This window comes from Pseudomonas sp. 5C2 (assembly GCF_034314155.1).
Classification (GTDB): domain Bacteria; phylum Pseudomonadota; class Gammaproteobacteria; order Pseudomonadales; family Pseudomonadaceae; genus Aquipseudomonas.
Window position 1 is genome coordinate 1854054 of record NZ_JAVIWH010000002.1, and the last position, 20667, is coordinate 1874720.

Annotated in this window: 12 protein-coding genes and 1 pseudogene; all 13 read right to left on the bottom strand. The window is 58.2% G+C overall.

Annotation, left to right across the window (positions count from 1 at the left end; all coding sequences use genetic code 11):
* On the bottom strand, positions 1-528 hold the full coding sequence (locus RGU44_RS09210) for a nitrous oxide reductase accessory protein NosL (protein ID WP_322216767.1): 528 nt from the start codon (positions 526-528) through the stop codon (positions 1-3).
* 33 nt (positions 529-561) lie between these two features.
* Positions 562-1392: an ABC transporter permease gene (locus RGU44_RS09215; protein ID WP_322216769.1), complete on the bottom strand. Its 831-nt coding sequence runs from the start codon at positions 1390-1392 to the stop codon at positions 562-564.
* Complete coding sequence (locus RGU44_RS09220) at positions 1389-2327, bottom strand: ABC transporter ATP-binding protein (protein ID WP_322216771.1); 939 nt, start codon at positions 2325-2327, stop codon at positions 1389-1391. Before RGU44_RS09220 ends, RGU44_RS09215 begins: the two co-directional genes overlap by 4 nt.
* Complete coding sequence (locus RGU44_RS09225; RefSeq protein WP_322216772.1) at positions 2324-3631, bottom strand: nitrous oxide reductase family maturation protein NosD; 1308 nt, start codon at positions 3629-3631, stop codon at positions 2324-2326. Before RGU44_RS09225 ends, RGU44_RS09220 begins: the two co-directional genes overlap by 4 nt.
* A 27-nt stretch (positions 3632-3658) precedes the next feature.
* Positions 3659-5577 (bottom strand): annotated as a pseudogene (nosZ, locus tag RGU44_RS09230) (TAT-dependent nitrous-oxide reductase).
* Between the two features lie 66 nt (positions 5578-5643).
* Entirely contained in the window at positions 5644-7749 is a 2106-nt protein-coding gene (nosR, locus tag RGU44_RS09235) for a transcriptional regulator NosR (protein WP_416194636.1), read from the bottom strand.
* A gap of 189 nt (positions 7750-7938) precedes the next feature.
* The gene (gene hemN / locus RGU44_RS09240) at positions 7939-9327 is read right to left on the bottom strand and encodes an oxygen-independent coproporphyrinogen III oxidase (protein WP_322216777.1); all 1389 of its coding nucleotides are present in this window, start codon (positions 9325-9327) and stop codon (positions 7939-7941) included.
* Positions 9328-9349: 22 nt separating this feature from the next.
* Positions 9350-10696 carry a coproporphyrinogen III oxidase gene (locus RGU44_RS09245; RefSeq protein ID WP_322178846.1) on the bottom strand — a complete coding sequence of 449 codons (1347 nt, stop codon included), beginning with the start codon at positions 10694-10696 and terminating at the stop codon, positions 9350-9352.
* Positions 10697-10852: 156 nt separating this feature from the next.
* Positions 10853-11500, bottom strand: a complete 648-nt coding sequence (locus RGU44_RS09250; RefSeq protein WP_322216779.1) for a response regulator — start codon at positions 11498-11500, stop codon at positions 10853-10855.
* Entirely contained in the window at positions 11493-14678 is a 3186-nt protein-coding gene (locus RGU44_RS09255; RefSeq protein WP_322216781.1) for a response regulator, read from the bottom strand. The genes RGU44_RS09250 and RGU44_RS09255 overlap by 8 nt, the downstream gene beginning before the upstream one ends.
* Entirely contained in the window at positions 14675-18619 is a 3945-nt protein-coding gene (locus RGU44_RS09260; RefSeq protein ID WP_322216784.1) for a type VI secretion protein IcmF/TssM N-terminal domain-containing protein, read from the bottom strand. The genes RGU44_RS09255 and RGU44_RS09260 overlap by 4 nt, the downstream gene beginning before the upstream one ends.
* Entirely contained in the window at positions 18619-19287 is a 669-nt protein-coding gene (locus RGU44_RS09265; RefSeq protein ID WP_322216786.1) for a DotU family type IV/VI secretion system protein, read from the bottom strand. Before RGU44_RS09265 ends, RGU44_RS09260 begins: the two co-directional genes overlap by 1 nt.
* Positions 19284-20666 carry a type VI secretion system baseplate subunit TssK gene (gene tssK, locus RGU44_RS09270; RefSeq protein ID WP_322216789.1) on the bottom strand — a complete coding sequence of 461 codons (1383 nt, stop codon included), beginning with the start codon at positions 20664-20666 and terminating at the stop codon, positions 19284-19286. Before tssK ends, RGU44_RS09265 begins: the two co-directional genes overlap by 4 nt.
* Between the last annotated feature and the right edge of the window lies 1 nt (position 20667).

Sequence of the window (20667 nt, forward strand, 5' to 3'; positions counted from 1 at the left end):
TCAATGAGTCATGTGCGACATGGCGGATTGCTGCTGGAGCAGCGCCAGATCGATGTCGCTGAAGCGCAGCACCCGGCCGCCCTGATCAGCGGCGAGTTTTTCGGCGGCCTGCTGGCTGGAGAAAGACGCCAACACCACGCCCATGGCGCCTTTGAGTTGGGTGCCGATCACATAAAACGCAGTTTTCGCATCGATCAGATGGGAGTCATCCGGTGCGTTCCAAGGGCTGTGGCCCATGTCGTGAACAAAGAGTCTGGCATCACCATGATGATTTTCCGGCTGCAGCCACCAACCGATCATTTCCGCCGGAGAGCAGAACTTTTTGTTTCCGCCAGGCTCAACCACTTGACCCTTGGGCCCGGGAAACCCGTCGATGATCATCCCGCAGACATGGCATTCATCACTGGGATGAAAGGCTGCCGCAGCGTCGCTGTAGGTGACTTGCGCGGGTTTGTCACAGGCTGCCAGCAGCAGACAAACCATCAGCCCCGCCAGTGCCCGCGTGGAATTCAGATACAGGTTTTTCATCGTCAACTGCTCCAGAAATATCAAAGTTGAACATCACGCCGAGCGCCGACGAAACAGCAGGTAGGCCAGCCATAACGGCAGCGCGACCCACAGCAACAGACAGAGCCAGAGCATCGAGCCCGGCATCGGTAAATCATTGCCAAGCGCCAGCACGCCCGTGGTGTTGGCGCTGGACTCAAAACCCGAGAGATTGATCAGGCGATAGACATCGGCAGGATTGAGCAGCAGCAACCAGGGCAACACTTTCGGGCTGAACTGGCCTTCGCTGAGTACCAGCAGCGCCAGCAATGCCAGATCGAACACCAGTACGAAGAAGAACCACACCCCCAGTGCCAGACCGGCCGCGGTGGACTTCTCGGCCGAAATGCTGCTCAGCACATAGGCTAGGCCAAGAAACCCCCAGCCCAGCAGGGTCGAAGACAGCATGAAACGACCAAAGGCCCAGAGCAGCAAGCTCAGCTCGACATCCTCCACCAGCACCGCGATCGCCAGCATTGCGCAACCGAAACCGATCAGCGTCGCCAGGGCCAGGATCAGCCCGTGGCCGAGAAACTTGCCGAGCAGGATCTGCCCGCGCCCCAAGGGATAGGTCAGTAACAGCAGCAAGGTGCCACTCTCGTCCTCGCCGACGATGGCGTCATAGGCCAGTAGCAAGGCGATCAGCGGCATCAGAAAAGTCGCCAGACTGGCCAGGCTGGCGACAGTTGCCGGCACCGAGGTGAAACCCAACTGCCCGGAAGCCGCGGCACCCAGCCAGGCGATGCCGATCGCCAACATCGCGAATAACAGGCTGATCGCCAACAACCAGCGATTGCGCAAACCGTCACTGAACTCCTTGCGGGCCATGTTCCAGATCGGGTTCATACGGCCTCGCTTTTCGGCATCGCAGCATTCGGCATCGCAACAGCCCGGCTCATGTAATAACGGTAAATATCTTCCAGAGAGGGCTGATGAATTTCCACGTCTGCCGGTTCGTCTTCATTCAACAATTGGCGCAACAACCCGAGTTTGCTGCTATTGAACGCGGCCACTTCAAGACCTTCTACTCCCCAGCGTTGGGTGACATGCCCGGCGTTATTCCAGCGCTGCTGCAAGGGGCCGGCGCGCTTGAGCCCATTGGCGCGAATCAGCGTTGGCAGGCCCGCGTCCTCCCGCAGAGTGCGCAGACTGCCGAGCGCCAGCAGGCGGCCCTGGGTAAGAATCGCTGCACGGTTGATATGTGCCTCGACGCCCGGCAGCACGTGAGAACAGAGAATGATGCTGGTGCCCTGGCCGCGCAGGCGGTCGAGCAACCTGTAAAGGTCCTGGGTGGCGATAGGATCGAGGCCGACGGTCGGCTCATCGAGCAGCAGCAAGCGCGGCTCGCCGAGCAAGGCCTGAGCCAACCCCAGGCGTTGACGCATGCCCTTGGAGTAGGTCTTGACCCGACGCTGCGCCGCGCCCGCCAGGCCGACCTCTTCGAGCAGCCTATCCACCTGGGCGAAAGGCGCACCTTTAAGCCGCGCGAAATGGCGCAAGGTCTCCAGACCGCTCAGCTGCGGGTAAAAGGTCACGTTCTCCGGCAAGTAGCCGAGTAATCGCCGCACCTGCGGATCACTGGGCAACCGGCCAAACACCCGGACCTGCCCTTCATCGGGCTCAAGCAAACCGAGTACCAGCTTCATGCTGGTGGTCTTGCCCGCGCCGTTGTGCCCGAACAAGCCCAGCACTTCACCTTCAGCCAGACTCAGGTTCAGCTCATGCAACACGGTGGTCGGCCCATAGCACTGACTGACGCCTTCGATATCGACAACATTCATGAGGTGGGCTCCTTGGTCAGCGTTTGAGTGGGTGGCTTCATCAGCGGATGGCTGTCCAGTACCCCCGGAGACTTCATCACCGGAAAGGCCCGTTGCACCCAGCGCAGCAACTCGATCCCGGGGCTGTTCATCAACAGCCGCACCTGCGGGTATAGCCACAGCAAGCGGTCGACGTTGTCATTGGGTTCGTAGGCGATATCGCCCAGGCCATCGCCGTTGCGGTCCCAACCCAGGTAGTCGCTCCAGTAATTGCCACGGCCATCCACAGACCACTCCTGCAAGCGGGTGGCGACGTACTTGACCTGGCGTTGATTACCGACAAAAGCGTTCTCGCAGATGCGGTTGTCTTCCGAACCTGCGGTGAGATGAATGCCCACCGTGCTGTGTTCGAAGTGGTTGTGGTCGATGCTGTTGAACAGCGAGTTGTAAATGAATAGCGCCTTGCCTTCGGCGCCGCTGATCATGCTGTCGCCAGTCGAGCCATCGCGTACGCCAGTAACAAAATTGTCGCGCAAGGTTGAATAGGTGATGTAGTTCATCAGGATCCCGTAGTTCTGATCCTGTTCGGAGCGATTGCCGATCACTGTGAGCTTGCGGCTTTGCATCAAGGCGTAGCCGGTACGGGTGCGGCGGGTGGTGTTGCCGAGCAACTGATTGTCGTTGGCAAACATGTAGTGCACCCCGTAGCGCAGGTCTTCCAGGGTATTGCCCTGCAGCAAGTTGCCGTTCGAGGTGTCGATGTAAATGCCATCGCGGGTATCGCGCACATGGTTGCCGATGACCCGGGCGCCGTGCACCGCATACAGATGAATGCCATTGCCGCGATCCTGCGAGCGCATCAGCGGATCACCCTGAATACGGTTGTCGATCAGGCTCACATCCTGAGTACCGTCGACCCAGATACCAAAACCCTGGCCATGCAAACGGTTGCCTTTGATCACCGCGCCACTGGCCTTGGGCTGGATGAACACCGCCGCATTCATGGCCGTGAGGTCGTGCCCCCAGTCCAAAAAAGTGCAGCCTTCGATCCTGACTTCGGGCGCGCTGATGATCAAACCGTTGCCCTGCCCTTGCCCCTGGAATACCGCTCCCGGCTCGCAGAAAATCTGCATCGATTGATCGACGCTGAACGAGCCACGGTACTCCCCAGCGGGCAGATGCCAGCGTTGATCACCGTCAGCCTGCAACGGCAATGCGGTGATGGGTTGCACCGCCGCCAGAGCGGTGCCTGAGAGCATCAGGAGCACCAGTGCAATGGCGTTTATCCGGGATCCACGCACTGGGTTTTCCTTGATATCGGCCATTGGACCGCTCCTGTCGACTTGCAGCCGTCAGGCCCGCTCGACCTTCATGCGGCCGACCATTTCCATGTGCAACGCATGACAGAACCAGCTGCAGTAGTACCAATGCAGACCCGCCTTGTCGGCGGTGAAGGTAATGGACGAGGTCTGCTGCGGGCTAATCTCCATGCTCGCGCCATGGTTGGTCATGACAAAGCCGTGGGTCACGTCTTCAATCTGGTCGATGTTGGTGATGGTCACCGTGACTTCGTTGCCCTGTTTGACGGTGAATTCGTTGAGGCCATAGGCCGGCGCCATCGAGGTCATATAGACGCGCACCTGGTTGCCGTCGCGAATGACTTTGTTGTCGGTCTCCAGCTTGATCCCGTCCTTGGTGGCGATCGCAACGGTTTCGGCGAAAAAGCGTCGTTGCGATCCCAAATCTTCTTGGTCTTGATCTGGTCGCGACGGGCCATGACGCAATCGTGCGGCTCGGCGAAAGCCGGGCCGTCGTGCACCAGTTTCATTTCATCGCCGGAAATATCAATCAGTTGATCGTTTTCCGGGTGCAAGGGGCCTGTCGGCAGGAAGCGGTCTTTGGAGAACTTGCACAGCACCACCAGCCATTGGCCGTCGGCCTCGCTGGTTTCGGTCAACGAAGCGTGGTTGTGACCTGGCTGGTACTGCACGTCGAGCTTTTGCTTGATGTAATTGACTTTCTCGCCCTTGTAGGCCCGTACCGCTTCTTCCATGTTCCACTTCACCACCTGACTGTCGATAAACAAGGTGGTGTAGGCGTTGCCGCGGCCGTCGAACGTAGTGTGCAACGGCCCCAGTCCCAGTTCCGGCTCAGCGACGATGACCTCGCGCGGATCCTTGAATTTGTCGGCGAACAGGTCGTCCAGACGATCGATGGCGATCATCGATACCGTCGGCGAGAGCTTGCCGTTGGCAATGAAGTACTTGCCATCGGGTGAAGTATTGAGGCCGTGGGGGTTCTTCGGCACCGGGATATAGCGGGTGAATTCGCTATCTTTGCCATCGCTTTTGCGACCGTCGACCACGCGCACCTTGGAGTCACCCACGGTGAAGGATTTGCCGGCCTTGATCGCCGCTTCGATGCGCGGAATGTTGAACACCACCACCCAGTCGCGCTCATTGCGCATCATGCCGCCCAGGTCGTAAGCCTTTTCCGAGTTGTAACAGGTCGAAGCTGCGTACTTGCCGGTGTAGTCGGCATCGGTGTTATCCAGGTTACCGTCGACGATGACCTGGAAAGCCATCTCCATCTTCTCGGCATCGATGGCGTTGAACATCGTGTAGCTGTTCTTGTCCTGCAGGTCGAAGGTACTGCCATCATTGGGGTGCGGAATGACAAATTCGGCATTGGCGAACACGTACTTTGTGTACGGCACTTTCTGCAGACGCAGGCCGTGAATGGCTTGCACATTCGGCACGGTGAGCATCTTGTCGCACTTCATGATATCCAGACGGATACGCGCAACACGGCTGTTGGCCTTGTCGTTGATGAACAGGTATTTGCCATCGTACTTGCCGTCGATCATGGACAAGTGTGGGTGGTGACAATCGCCGTTCTGAAACCTGGCGCTATCGCCCAGTATTCGTTTGCTTTCGTTGGTCAGGCCCCAGCCGGTGGCGGAATCGACGTTAAACACCGGGATGCGCAACAACTCACGCATCGACGGAATGCCCATGATCCGGACTTCGCCCTGATGGCCGCCACTCCAGAAACCGTAGTACTGGTCCAGCTCGCCCGGTGCTACATGGATTTTCGATTGTGCGTCCTTGGCCGCTGCCGCCCAGGACTCACGGCTGAACACCGCGCCGCCAAGCGCCGTGGCACCGGCCAGCGCAATGCTGGCCACTGCGCCGGTACCGAGAAAGCCGCGCCTGCTGAGGCCGGTCGGTTCCGGCACTTCAGTTGGTTTTTTGGATTCTGTGTCGTTCATGACGTGTGTTCCTTGAAGGGATAAATACGGTCTCTAAACCAGACTGGGGAAGTGCGCTCGCGGGGTTCATTCAAGAGCGGTCACTTCCACGACAGGTATCAGTTGTGCGTCGGCGGGTGCCAGCTTGCCGCGCTTCTTGCGCTTGTTGATCAGCGGCGGGCATTTGTTGTCGTTGTGGTAGGTCATCTGGCAATCGAGGCAGTAATGGCACTCGTTGGCATTGATTCGGCCATTGGGATGAATCGCCTGGATCTCGCACTCTTTGGCGCACAGTTGGCAGGGACTGCCGCACTCCTTGCGCCGTTTGAGCCAGTCGAACAGGCGCAGTTTGGTGGGAATCGCCAGCGCCGCGCCCAATGGGCAGATGTAACGGCAATAGACCTTACGGGTGAAGAGGTTGATGACCAGCAGGACCACCGCGTAGAGCACGAACCACCACTGGCGATCGAACTTGAGGGTGATGGCGGTCTTGAACGGCTCCACCTCGGCGAACAGCTCGGCGGTGGACATTGATTCCAGAGAGATACCGAAGAGCAACAGCAAAATGATGTACTTGATCGCCCACAGCCGCTCATGGACCGCGAACGGCAATTCGTACTGGCGAATCTTCAGCTTGCGTGCGGCTTCGTTGATCAGTTCTTGCAAGGCACCGAACGGGCACAACCAACCGCAGAACACCCCGCGCCCCCAGAGCAGAATGCTCGCGGCAGCGAAGACCCAAAGTATGAAGATCAGCGGATCGGTGAGAAAAAGCTCCCAGTGGAAGTTCTGGAACAGTGCATGCACGAAAGTCAGGACGTTGACCACTGACAGCTGCCCCAGGGCATACCAGCCGAGGAACACCACGGTAAAGAGCAGATACCCACGGCGCAGCCAGTGCAGAAACCGTGGCCGGCGGGCGAGTTTGTCCTGCAGGAACAGGATCGTCGTGAGCAGCAGCAAGGCGGCGCCGAGTACGCCAATCTGGAAGTATTTCTGATACCAGATAGTCATCCACATCGGCCGATTGGCTTCCTCGATGGCAGCCAGTTCTTCGGCGCTGAGCGGTGGCCGTTCAAGGTATTGCTCAGGCAGTTGGTAAGGCAGTTCGAAGCTGCTGAATGTGCCGCTGACCGGGCCGGTCTGACGTCGCACCAACAACTCCAGGGACCAGGGCGATCCCGGATCGAATCTGGCCGGCTCGCGAACAATGAAAATCGACATTTCATTGAACTCGGGCATGCCCTTGGCAAATACGTCGGAGAGTCGCTGATGATCCATATCGCGAAAGCTGATGATGTTGCCGAACTGGCGCAATTGCACCCGGTCGAAGATCCCTCCGCGAACATAACCCGAGCCTTTATAAGAAAACAGGCCGCGACCCAGGACGACGATAGCCTGCTCACCGGGCTTGAGATCTTGCATGAGGAAGCGGTACTGATTGTCGCCCAGCAGGGCCCGGCCGATGGTCGGCGGATTCAAGTCGGCGGTGTACAGTTCGATAAAGGTGTCATTGATTTGATCGGGGCCAGCGTTGTCGACTCCCTCGGCCTCGGTACCCTTGAAAGCGGTGTCCACCTGGCCGCGGGTCAGGTTCAACCGGCGGATGGCGCCGTTACCGGTCAGCTGCTCCCAGCTGGCAGGCTCGAAAAAGTCCTGGCGCACAGTGGCAGGCTTGCGCGCAACGCCGCCCTTGTCCTCAATCAGCTTGAGCGATACGGCGACCTCATGGGCGGCGCGCATGATGATCTCATTGACCACCATGACGGTGACGGTCGCGCCTGCGATCGCATCCACCGTGACCGCGTTTGGGTCACTGGAATGGCCGACGACGACCCGCTGATTAACCTTGATCCCTTTGTATTTGGCGCTGAAAGCGTGAAGCTTTGCTTCGGGAATACCGATCAGCAGAATGGGCTCATGGTGCTCCAGTACATAGGCATCCTGAATCACGCCTGCGGTGTCGAGGATCACCTGAGTATTGATCGGCTTGCCTGAGTAGGCCGGAATATCGACGACGTCCAGGCTCTGAAATACATAACCAAGCACCTTGCCGGCAGCAGACAGCGTGCGCACTTTGAATCGGCCTTCGGGCGCGGAAACCGAATCGGTTTGAGGGAAGGTTTTCTCGATGCGCTGCTGCTCGATGTCACCGTATTGCTTTGCCTGCACCGCCTCGAAGGTCACGAACATCAGCGCGATTATGATCACCAACCCGGCGCTCAAGGAGCGCAGGTTGCCATGTATCGAAGGTTGATGGATCTTCATGGATTGACTGACTTCAACGGCGGGATCTTGCGATCATGTTAGGGAGCGTTGCGCCCCCTGCCCTTGATTGAAATCAACTTGAGAAATTTTCCCTCTCGCGCTCGTTTTGCCCGGTCAAACGGTGCGGGAAAACTGCCCTTTTTGCTCGCCACCCAAATAGGCGTCAAACACCATCGCGGCACTGCGCATCATCAAATGCCCTTGAGGTAACAGCACCAGAGCATCGTCGTGAATCTCCAGCAAGCGGTCGCGAACATGTTCCTCAAGTTGCGCCAGTGCTTCGGCAAAGTAGTCGGAAAAGCGGATGCCATGCCGCACTTCGAACTTGCCGAATTCGATCCGCCCATGACACATCAGGTCGTTGATTACCTCACGACGCAGCAGGTCGTCGGCGCTCAAACGGTAACCCCGATGCACCGGCAACAACCCCTGATCCAGACGCGCGTAGTACTGGGAAAGCTCCTTGACACTCTGGCTGTAGCTGTCACCGACCTTACCGATAGCGGATACGCCAAGGCCGATCAAATCGCAGTCGGCATGGGTTGAATAGCCCTGAAAATTGCGTTGCAGGGTGCCGTTTGCGCGGGCTAACGCCAGCTCATCTTCCGGTAAGGCGAAATGATCCATGCCGATATAGACATAACCGGCCTCGGTCAGACGGCGGATGGTCAGTTCAAGCAATTCCAGCTTGCGCTCAGGTGGCGGCATGTCCGCTGGGCGAATCAGCCGTTGCGCGCGCACCAGTTCCGGTAGATGAGCATAGCTGTAGGCGGCAATCCGGTCCGGACGCAGTGCGATGATCTTACCGAGGGTGACATCGAAACTCTTTACGGTTTGCAACGGGAGGCCGTAAATCAGGTCGACACTGACCGACTTGAATCGAGCCTGACGAGCGGCCGCGACCAGCGCATAAATCTGTTCTTCGCTTTGCTGCCGATTAACTGCAGCTTGCACGTCGGGGTCGAAGTCCTGCACGCCGAAGCTCAGGCGATTGAAGCCCAACTGGCGCAGCGATTGAATCTGCTCGGTGCTGATGGTGCGCGGGTCGACTTCAATGGAGAACTCGTGATCATCACTGTCATCCATATCAAAGGCTTGATGCAGGCAGTCCATCAGGTCAGCCAACTGCTCGTCGGTCAAATACGTCGGCGTGCCACCGCCCAGGTGCAGTTGCGTGAGTTTGCGGGTGCTGTCGAACAAGGCCGCCTGCATGACAATTTCACGTTTGAGGTACGTCAGGTATTCGACGGCGCGATGAGTTTTCTGGGTGATGATTTTGTTGCAGGCACAGTAGTAGCAAAGACTCTTGCAGAACGGAATGTGGATATACACCGACAGCGACTTGGGAACGGCCGCCTGATTACTGTCCCGGGCAGCGCGCTGGTAGTCGTCAACGGCAAACGCCTGATGAAACTGTGGCGCGGTGGGATAAGAGGTATAGCGCGGCCCTGGGCGGTCATACTTTTCGACCAGGGCTCGATTGAAATCAAACGCAGAATTCATGATCAATCAACTCTCAGTTGGGTTAATGCCTTGCATCGCCCAAATCCTTTTCAAACAGGTTGCAGATGGCATCCACTTCCGGCCGACCGGCAGGAAGAATGCAAATAAAACGGTCTGACAGCTCAATCAACCCATCCCGACTCAATTGCTCCAGCAAAGGCCAGGCGGATGAAAAGTACTGGCGAAAAATAAGTCCATAACGCGTTTCGATGGCATGGATATGCAGCTCAAGGTCACACGCCAGGCGCTCCATGACCATTTCTCTAACCTGATCACCGGCCTCACAGCGCCAGCCACGACAGGTTGTCAGCTGCCCCCGGTCCAGTTGTCGCTGGTAGTGCTGCAGATCGTCAGTGTTTTGCGCGTACAAATCATCAATCTGACTGATGGCGCCTATCCCGAAGCCGACGTGATCGCAATAGCCGTGGCTGGTGAAGCCCTGACAGTTACGGCGTAACCGGCCTCTTTCCTGAGCGATCGCCAGATCATCATCGGGCCTGACAAATTGCCCCAAGCCGATGTAGTGGTAGCCTGCAGCACCCAGTTGCTCAAAACATATCTGGCGCATCGCACTTTTATCGTCCTGGCTGCACGGCGCTCCGACGTTGTCCCCGATCACCGGCCGATAGCGTTGTGGCGGCTGGGCATAGTCGAACACCTGGAGCCTGTCCGGCTCCAGCGCGATAATGGTCGCCAGCTTCAGCGCGAAGCTCTCGGGCGTCTGCCATGCATGACCATAACCGAGATCAACATTGATGGATCGATAGCCGAAGGTGCGCGCGGCATCGATAAGCGACTGGATCGGAGCCGGGTTCTGATAACAGGCAACTGACATTTCACTGTCAATACCGATGTCTGGAACACCGATACTGACGTGATTGAAGCCCTGATCGCGCAGCAAACCCATAGTCGCCCAGTCAGTATGGTGAAGATCCACCTCAATGCTGTAGTCGCCGCAATCATGGTCGAGAAAGTTGAACCTGTTGCGCAGATGTCTCATCAGCCGCTGCACATCGGCAATCGCGGGTGTACCGCCGGCCAGATGAAACTGCTCGACCCGTTGCTCGGCACCCAGGTGGCAACCGACCAGATCGATCTCATGCTCCAGACGTTGAAGGTACTGTTCGATACTGCTGCGCTCACACGCGATATCGCGCGGGGAACACACCGAAGGCTTCAGGCTGGAGGGTAACTGCACGTTCAGGGACAGCGGGCGTTGTTTCTGACGACTGCCGCGCAATGCACGAAGCAAATCCAGAGAGCCGATACCGCCATGAAATTTTTGAGTGTCAGCATGACAGTTTGGGTCGAGCACGCCGTGATCGCGCCGAATGTTCAGCTCGCTGGGGGTGTGAAATAAATCGAGCATGACGGTCTCCGAGACTGGCTGCGGGTCGCCAGTGTCAGGGTTTACCGGTCGATGCTCCTTGTTTTGTATCAAGCACCTGCCTTTTGCGTAACGTGAAAAGAATGATGACGGGGCTGCAAAGCGAATTCGCCCCCTCACACCTCTATCCGACGCACGCTATTGACCCTCTCCAAGAAGACCAAGCCGATAAGCCCATTGCGTCATATCTGCAGCGTTGTGTGCGTCCAGCTTTTTCATGACATTGAGTCGATGGGTCTCCACGGTCTTGAGACTGATACACAAGATTTCGGCAACATCGCGATTACGGGACCCTTCGGCGACCAATTTGAGGACCTGGCGCTCGCGCTCGGTCAGTGTAATGCCGCTGGCGGTTTCACCGCTGTTGCGCAGAGCAATGACCTGGGAGGCGTCGAGGCCAGCATCAATAAAGATCTTCCCTGCACGAACCTGGGTGATCGCTTGCAGCAGGTCATCTCTGCGACTGCGCTTGAGTACATAACCGACCGCGCCGGCTTCCAGCGCCAGAGCCGCATTGTGCTCGGAGACGTCGGATGTCAGGGCTATGATCAATATTTTCGGCCAGCGTCTGCAAATCAGGGTCAGTGCCGACACCCCGTCGAGCAGTGGCATCTTCAGGTCCATCAGGACCACATCGGGCTGCAAGCTGCGACACAGGGCAATGGCCTCATGACCATCTTGCGCCTCACCCACCACAACTATTCCAGGAGCATCGGTAAGCAAGGCGTGCAAGCCTTCGCGGATCATCCCGTGATCGTCGACGATCAATAAACGGCAGTCAGGCATTGTTTGGATATCCAGTCTCGGAAGGGGCAACAGGCTGGCGGGCAGCAAGGATCGAACGGTGTCTGTCCAGTTGCAGCATTGCGGCGGTCATCGCCGGAACGTTTGATTGCGAGGCAGCTTGCTCCATCAGAGCAGCACTTGTTTCAAGACCCTGCTCTCCGAATTGTCCGGCGCTACCCTTGAGGCTGTGAGCGATACCCGCGACTGCCCCATGATCGGACCGTACAACGGCATCGTTTAGCTGAGCCAACAATGCCAGGCAATCTTCGATGAACAAGCGCTGTAAACGTGGCGTGCGCAACGGATCCTGTTCATCAACTATCGATAAGGTGGGTGCAATGGATGCCGTCACTGTCGGGGGCAGCGAGGGTGCGACAGTGCGCAACTCCATCCCGCGCTCCAGCTGTCGCACAATCACGCGCGTGATCGCATCGAACAACTGCATAGGCAGCACCGGCTTGGCCAGGTAGTCATCGGCACCGGCCTCAATAAAACGCTCACGATCACCGCTCATGGCGTTGGCTGTCAGGGCGATGACGTAAACCTCCTCATCCAGCGCACCCGACTGCCCGGAGCGCAGTTGACGGACCGCTTCCATACCGTCCATTCGCGGCATTTGCCCGTCCATCAACACTGCATCGAAAACCTTGCGGGCGAGTATTTCCAGGGCCTCGACCCCGTCACGGGCCACGCTGACTCGATGGCCGAAACGTTCCAGGAACAGCTGCGTGATTTCCCGATTGGTGGCGATATCATCGACGACCAACACATCAAGACCGTATTCATGACGCTCAAGGGTCCGTAAAGGAGAGAGCGCTTCGTTGAGCGTCGGAGTGGCGCCGCTCTGGACCTCGCACAAGCTCCGATAGAAATGCTGGCGACGCAGCGGCCTGACGACGCACGCTGCCAGACCATGGGCGCGCAGTTCATCGGCAGACATCAACGACTCGACATGCGAAGCCATCAGCACGATGCGCGCGGATGCCAGCTGCGGATCAGCACGGCACAGGCTGGCGAACGCCACACCATCGACGAAAGGCAGACGCCAATTCACCAATACCAGATCGAACATGACGCCCAGCTGTGCTTGCTCACGCATCATCTTCAATGCATCTTCAGCAGACGCGGCCCCTTGGCACAGCATCTGCCACTGGCCGAGGATCCCCATCAACGCCTCACGCTCATCAGCGTGCTCATCGACTACCAAGGTCCGCAAACCCCACAACCTCGGGGCGTCGGCCGCCCGGGCCGGGCAGTTGGGCAATGGCAACATCAGGCTGAATGTCGACCCCACACCTGGCTGACTCTTCAGCTCGATAACACCGCCCATGAGCCCCGCCAGACGTTGGCTGATCGACAAACCAAGGCCGGTGCCGCCGTACTTCCTAGTGGTGGATGCATCCGCCTGCAAAAAAGCGTCGAACACGGCAGCCTGTGCAGACGGCGCAATACCGATACCGGTGTCGACGACCTGAAACCCGAGCATGTCATCGTCACCCCGCCAAACCGCCAGCTGGATCGAACCGCAGGCCGTGAATTTGACGGCATTACTCAAGAGGTTAAGCAAAATCTGCCGCAGTCGCCACGGATCTCCCAGCACCTGCCCCGGCACATTGGTAGCGATCTGGCAGATCATTCGCACGCCCTTTTCAGCGGCGCGCGGTGCCAATAGCTCCGTGACCTCTTCCACCACCTCAGTCAGATCGAACTCAATCCGCTCGATATTCAGATTACCTGACTCAATTTTGGAGAAATCCAGAATGTCGCTGATCAACGCCAGCAGGGCCTCGGAATTTTCGCGTATGGCCTTGACGAAATGCCGCTGCTGAGGCGCCAGCGGCGTATCCGCCAATAGATGGTTCATGCCAATGACAGCGTTCATCGGCGTACGAATTTCGTGACTCATATTGGCCAGGAATTGCCCCTTGAGCTGATTCGCCTGGTCTGCCGTTCTACGGGCGGTTTGCAGCTCGTGAGTGCGTACTTCGACCAGATTTTCCAGACCGGCTTGCTGGGCCTGCAACGCATCGAGCAACCCGTTATAGGCCTTGGCGAAGCGCCCGAGTTCGTCTTCTCGAACCACTGGCAAACGGCGCGACAGGTCGTCACCGCGAACTGTGAGTTCAATTTCCCGGGCGAACAGGGCCAATGGTCGTGCCAACTCCCGACGCAATACCAGGAGCAAACCGAGGGTCAGCAAGATGAAACCGATCACCGCAAAAGGCACTTCTCTGAGAATCAGCCCCAGCGCACCAGCGCGTAATTGCGCTTGAGGATAGAGCGTCAACAGATACCAGTTCGGTTGATTCAGTCGAGCGATGACCATAGGTGTGTCGTCATCGAAACGACCGATCTGCGGGAAATCGGTCTTGACAGAAAAGCCCGCGACCAGATGTTTCAGCGCATCCGGAGATACCGCGTCCATCGACTTGCCGGAAAGGTCGGCAACCCGTCGACCGTGTGCATCCAGAAGCAGACTTGGGTAGCCGTTGAGCAACTGCTCAATACGCGCCAGACGTTCATCAAGCTTCAACTCATAACCCGTCATGAACAATGGCTTGCCTGACGTATCCCTCGATACCACAGCAACACTGATTAACTGTCGATTCAGCAGTGGGTCGTAATTCGGCCCATCCCAGACGACATCGGGACCGCCGGGTGTCAGACGTTCAAACAGCTCCCGCAAATGAGCGGTGCGGGCCTGCACAAAACCTGAAGGGATGTCGACTTCGGTAGAGAAAGCCGCGCCGACCTCTGGAAAATAGAAAAACGTATCCACGGTCATCGACTGACCGGCCGTACCAAACGCTTCAGCCGCAGAGGCTGCGCGAGCCAACATGTCGATGCTGGCGGCGCTGTCAGCATCGCTTTGCTGCGCCTGGTTGAGTACCCAATGCATGGTGCTGCGCTGAAAAATGTTGCTGCCAAACTCTTTGGCCGCGCCATTGTTCCAACGCGTCATGAGCCGCTTGGCGCCCTCCTCCGCGTCTCGAAAATCATCGTTATCCACGCTGGAGAGCAGGCGCAGGCGCTGACTGAGATCATCCAGCGCCTCGCTTTGCAACTGCTGATAAGTCCGCCAGGCGCTGAGCCCGGCGGCCACACACCAGCTCAAGGCCAGAACAAGCGCCAGTACGCAGGTAATGCGCAACGCCAGAGAATTTCGCCAGCCCTTCATCGCATGCCGACTGTGCTAGAGGCAGTACTGTCAAGCTTTGCAGCAACCCCCATCTTGTTAGCAATGTCACGAATAGCCCGTTGTGCGGCCGCATCGTCGCGCAGCGACACCACCAGCAGCCTCTGCCCTGTCCCACCAGCCCCCGTTTGCAGCGGCTCGCGTTGGGTAGCGAAACCGAGCGTGCGCAATTGTGCTTCAAGGTTTCTCAAGCGCTTCTCGTTGTCATAGATCCCAATATCCAGACGCAGGCCTTCACCCGCTGCAAAACCTGTATCAACCGGCCTCGGCGTCCAGCACCAGGCGATTTGCGTTGGCGGCTGAATACTCGCAAGACTTTGCTGAACCGGCGAACCCTGGGCTGCCAGACTGACATTCATCGCTGCTGCCTGAGTGTCCATGGCTGTGAGCTGCCCTGCGATGCTGTTCAATCGTTCATTGATAACGTTGACCTGGATCTGCAACTGATCGGCCTGGCGATACTTGTCCAGCAAAGCCTGCCCTCCCTCCTGACGGTAGGTCAGCTGAATGCCGATCAAGTTCTCGCTGCCCATCACATTGCGCTGGCTCGGGAAGTCATTGACGGTAAAGGTGTGTTGCCCGCCGTTGAACAGCCGCAGGAAATCCACGAACGCGCGGTCTCCGGTCCAGTGTTTGGTCAGCTTGAAGTTGGCGAAGCTGATTTCCAGAGCGACGTCCGAACAGGCTCCCGGCGCCCAGACAAAACTGGCGCTGGTCGGGAAGTTGAAGTTATCCAGTACCGTTGAACGACCACTGCACTGCATCGTCAGACGCGTCTGCTGCGGCAGCGAACGGGCGCTGATATTGACCTGAGACGGCGTAGCGGATAGCTCAACCACCGCCGCGGTGGCCTGCAGCGTCGCAATACTCTGCTTGAGCTCGGCCCGTTGCGCGGCCAGGGTCTTCTGCTCGGCATCCAGAGCCTGCTTGCTTTGCTGCTCGGTAGCTAGTTGAGCCTGGCTTTGCCGCTGAGCACTGACGAGATCGTTCTGGGCATGTTGCATGCGACTGACATACGCATAGAAAGCCCCAGTCAATGGAATCTGAACGCCCAGTGCTTCACGCCCGCTGTAGCGCTGTACATCGCGCTGCAGGAAGGCTTTCACCGAACCATTCATGAAAACCGGCAGCTGCCCACGATCGCCATAAAGCAATTCATTGAGCATGACCGGATCACGCACACCCTGGATTGAGCTGAGCAACTGGCCACTCCAGTCACTTTGCAGACGGCAGGCCGCCACTTCGGACGCGTAGTGCGAGGCGAAATCAAGCTGCCCCGTTAGCAGCGACCAGACCACATCCTCTCGCGGATCAGGACCTTTGAGTGACTGAATCAAATCGACACGAATAGTATCGGCATCCCAAAGCGGCGCAGATTTGACTGCAGGATCGGCACCAAAGCCCCAGGTATCGAGCGCGACCTGGAAAGCTTGCGCATCGCTTTTCTGCAGGTCGATGACAACACCTTTCATCAACTGCTGAAATTTCGCCAGGGTTCGGGCCTGTGTCAGCTCGTCACGCACGACATTCACGCCCGTTTTGACAGAACCTCCACTGGCCATGCCCTTGAGCACATCGCCGCCCAGGGCGTTGGTGACTTTCAAGCTGCCCAGCGCGCCAGCATCGGCATGCAGATCGTCGTTACTGGCCAGTTTGAGCAGACGATCCATCGCCACCGCCCGACTGGCCCATGGAGCCCGATGTTCAATCGGAATCAGCGCAAACCGCTCCGCACTGCGGTGCAGCAGCTTGAAGAACGGATCATTGGGAGTACCGACCACACTCAGGGTTTGCTGCCAGTCGCTACGGGTTTTCAATCGCGTTTGCGCGCTCAGCAGGCTGCCCTGGATAAAGCGATACCAGGCATCCTGGGTATCGCTCTGATACTGATCCAAAAACCGTATCCTTTGCGCCTTCCACACATTCTGATCGCGACTGGCCCGACCCAGTTCATCGATAAAACCCAGAATCGCACTGTGCCCTTGCAAGGTAAAGGCCCCGGAAAGGCTCAAACCTGGGTTGTCGGTGTCGGCCCAGTATTCGCTGAGCAGGATCGGCTGTAGATTGCCCTGAAAGTCCGCCCACGCCGTCAGCCACGTCAAGGGACGACCCTCAAGCCCCATGTTTTCGAGCTGGCCCAGCAAGGCAGCCCGCTGGCTCTGCATCTGCGCCATATCGGTTTGCCATTCCAGATAAGAGCGATAGCTGGTTCCCAGGGTCACCAGTTGCCCAGCGCTGATCGGGGTTTTAGAGCCGTAGATCAGATTCAAAAAACCTACCTCCGACCCCGGCACCGGCAGTTCGTCCATGGACTGATTATTCAGGCGTGCGTCGAGCAGATTGATCCGACGCACGAGAAACTCTGCGTAAGCGGCAATCAATCGAGGATCACCGCTGTTCAATGCGTTGCGCAGGTTTTGCGAAATGAAACCATCGAATACGGGGGTGCGTATTTCGCTGTCGAAGAGCCTTACGTAGTCAGAACGATAGTGTTCCTGTACTCGCTCGATGTGGCGTGAGAACGGTAGCAAACTACGCCAGCCACCCTGCTGCTCGTTAGACAGGTTGATCAGCGCCTGCCGGAAACGGCGCAACGCATCCAGATCGGTTTCCATCCCGCCTGCAAAGTCTTCAGTCGCGGGAGGCTCGTTAAGCGCTTCGGTGAGCACCGCCTGGGTATGACGGTCGGCATAAACCATTAATGCGCCGAACCCGAAGCAAAGCCCCAGCCAGCCAATGACTGCGGCATGAGCAAGCAGACGCCGCCAACGATGCCAGCTATCGATGGACTGATAAGCATAACGTTGCCCTGGCAACAGTTGCCCCAGCAGATCATGGCTGAACCAGCCTTCATGCTGAGCGTCGGCATCCAGCCCTTGACCGGTAAGGAATAGCCCGCACAGCAGAGGCGGCTCGCTGTAGGGATTAGCGTCAAAGGCCGGCAACAAAAGCTTTTCTAGACGCGGCCGCAAATCGCCGATGCGTTCCGGCAGGCTAAAAGCATCTGGGTCAGGCACGCCGCGCACGCCCAGTTCTATGCGTAGATCGAACAACCGCTGGCCAAGTCCGCCAAACATTTCATCGAGAAACGCGCCCGCCCCGCCAGCACGGTGCTGGCTGAGCAAACCAAAGGGTTGCTCACGCTGTGGCGGTGTCAATGCGGCACCCCACTGGGCGAAACCAGGCACGGCTTCGGCACCCGTAATGATGAAATACACCGGTAGCCTGGCACCGAAAACCTTCACCAAGTCATCCAGACGGCGACGCAGATTGTGTCCCTGTTCGGCCAAACGCTCATCAGAATCGGTCAACAGGCGTTTGCTGTCGATCACCAGCAACACACCGTTGAGCGGCTCGCGACGCCGCGAACGCAGCAGCCAGTAAAGCAAACGCCGCCATTCCGGGCCAGCGTCGCTATTCCCTTCAGCCAAGCGGCCTGCAGGATCGATGATCACACCCCGTTCGAGGAACCACCAGTCGAGCGTTCCAGTAGGCATTGCCTGCTTGCCACGACTGGTCGAGCGCAATGCCGAAGTCAATCCACTGTTGACCAACACGCTGCTTTTGCCACTGCCACTCTCACCCAGCATCAGGAACCAGGGCAGCACGTACAGCGGTGAACCCAGTCGACTCAGACGCGAATGGCGCAGCATGCGCACACCGCTGTTCCAGTCCTGATCCAGGTTGGGAGCCTCATCGCGACGACTCTGTGGCAACTCGCTTTTCATTCGCGCACGCAAGCGCCAGGCGTACCAGCGTCGCCCGATCCAACGGGCGACCAGCGCCAACAGAATGGTCCCGATAAAAATGGCCGGCACGTACCACAGCGGCCAATCCTCATAGAGTGCCAGCCCCCAAAGCACCAACGCAAAACTTGCCAGCAGCAACACCCAGAGCAACAAGACCCCCGCTTTCTTCAACATCAGCGCATCTCCAGCAATTGGCTGACTTGTCGACCCAGCGAGAGGTCGAAACTGATGTAAAGCACGGTCAACACAATCAAGGGAATCCCAATCAGCAGAAGCAGCGAAATACCGGGCAAGCCACGGCGTACCACACGAACCCGTTTCGGTAGCTGGTCTTCGGGTTGTTCAAAGAGGTGGCTGGTGGCATCCAGCGGCACCATTTTGTTATCGAGGATGATCCGTTCCAGGCACAACCGGCGGTACTGAGCCAGCTCGCCACCCGGACGTGTCGCGTAGCGGCCCTGAAAGCCGCTCAACAACGCCAGACCAAAAACCTCACGGGCACCCACCGCCGCTTCGGGCAACGCCTCCAGGCGCTGAAAGAACTCAACGCCGGCACGACTGGTTGAAAAGTAATGACGTTGCAACGGCGCACGACGCCATTGTGCAGCGCCTGGCCAATCACGAGACATGGCTGTTTCGTCGACCCAGGCCACCACAGCGAACAGTGCCTCGCGCACATCAGCCTCGGTAAAGTGCAATTCGCGGGCACGATTGGCAGCGGCGTCGAGCAGCACGATCAGCCCCGGCGCGAGGGTTTCGTAGGATTGCGCAGGATCGATGACGCCACTTTTGGCAGCGTCAAATATCGACATCCAGCATTCAGCCAGGCGGGGATTGATCATGTACGCACCACCACCAGATCGATGATCAAGTCAGCCGGCGGCTGGGGCAGGAAAAACGCAGCCTGACGCTCGTGCTGCAGCGCTTCCCAGCCATCACTGAGTGTCTCCAGGCGGAAGTACAATGCCCCCGCTACCCTCGGCAGACCTTGTGGGGGCACCTGGAGGTAGATCAGTTCAATACCGGGTAACGCGCGATTGACCAACCCTTCCATGACGCTGACCGCCCCCAGCTTGCCATCCAGCGGTAAGCCCTCGGCCAGCCACACAGGGTCGACCGCGCTGCGAGCCACCAGGAAATAACGATGACGCGGGCCGAAAAAGGCGTCCGGCAACTCGGCTTGATAGAGACCTTCCTGCAATTGCAGGCGCACAAGCAACTCGGAGCCGATACTTATTTCATTGAGTTGCTGGCCGATCAGGGCCACCAGGGCAATGGTCGCGACCCCGGCCTCTTCATGCTTGTAAGGCGGCACCAGCAAGCGGCCATCAGGGGTTTCACCGAGCATGTCGCAGACGTCGGAAAACAGGCTCAACTCACCGACCAACTGGCGCAGGGTGCCGTAAAGCTGCCACGGCGAAACCTGCGGCGTTTCCAGCATGTGGGTCAGCAATGGGCCATAACGGTTCAGTACTGCCAGGGCCATCAGATGGTTGACCTGAGCACCGTCGAAATCGCCCCGACGCGATTCACCCGGCTGCTTGTACACCGACAGCTGTCGCGCCCGGCCGACCAATTCGTCGCGAACTTCGCGCAGGGTTTGCAGCAACATCGGTGACGCTGCCAGGTTGACCGACGGCGGCACATAGCGCTGCGCAGGTCGCACGCGGTCGCCGTCGAGGTCAAGACGGGCAATCGGCAACAATTCATACGCGCTCAGATGCTCCAGCTCGTCTTCCCAGAACAGCCGCAACACGTAAGACATTGGGCGCACCCGCGCTTCCGGGGAATTGCCGAGACGGTCACCGATCACTTCCGGGTCAGCGGCCACGACAAAGCGCGCTTCCGCCCGAGAACCGTCGGACAGTGTCTCGAACACTTGCGCGTTGGCATCGCCTGGCAGTAAGCGGCGCAGACCCACAAACAGCGTGCGGCCGCCACTGAAGTCGCCCAAGTCCAGGGTACGCGACTCCAGCACCGCATTACCTGGATACTCAGCCAACGTGCCTTCGGGGAAGCGCACCGACAATTGATCCAGCAGGCACTGTTTGGCAACCAATGCAGATTCGTTGATCTTCAGGGAGATCAAGCCCCACGGGTAAGGATGGTTCAACTCCGTGGTGCGGGTCAGACGATGCTCGATACGGGCATCGTTCTGTTGAAAATGCTGAGGCTGGAGAAACAAGCCCTGGTGCCAATACAACAACTGATCGATATTCATA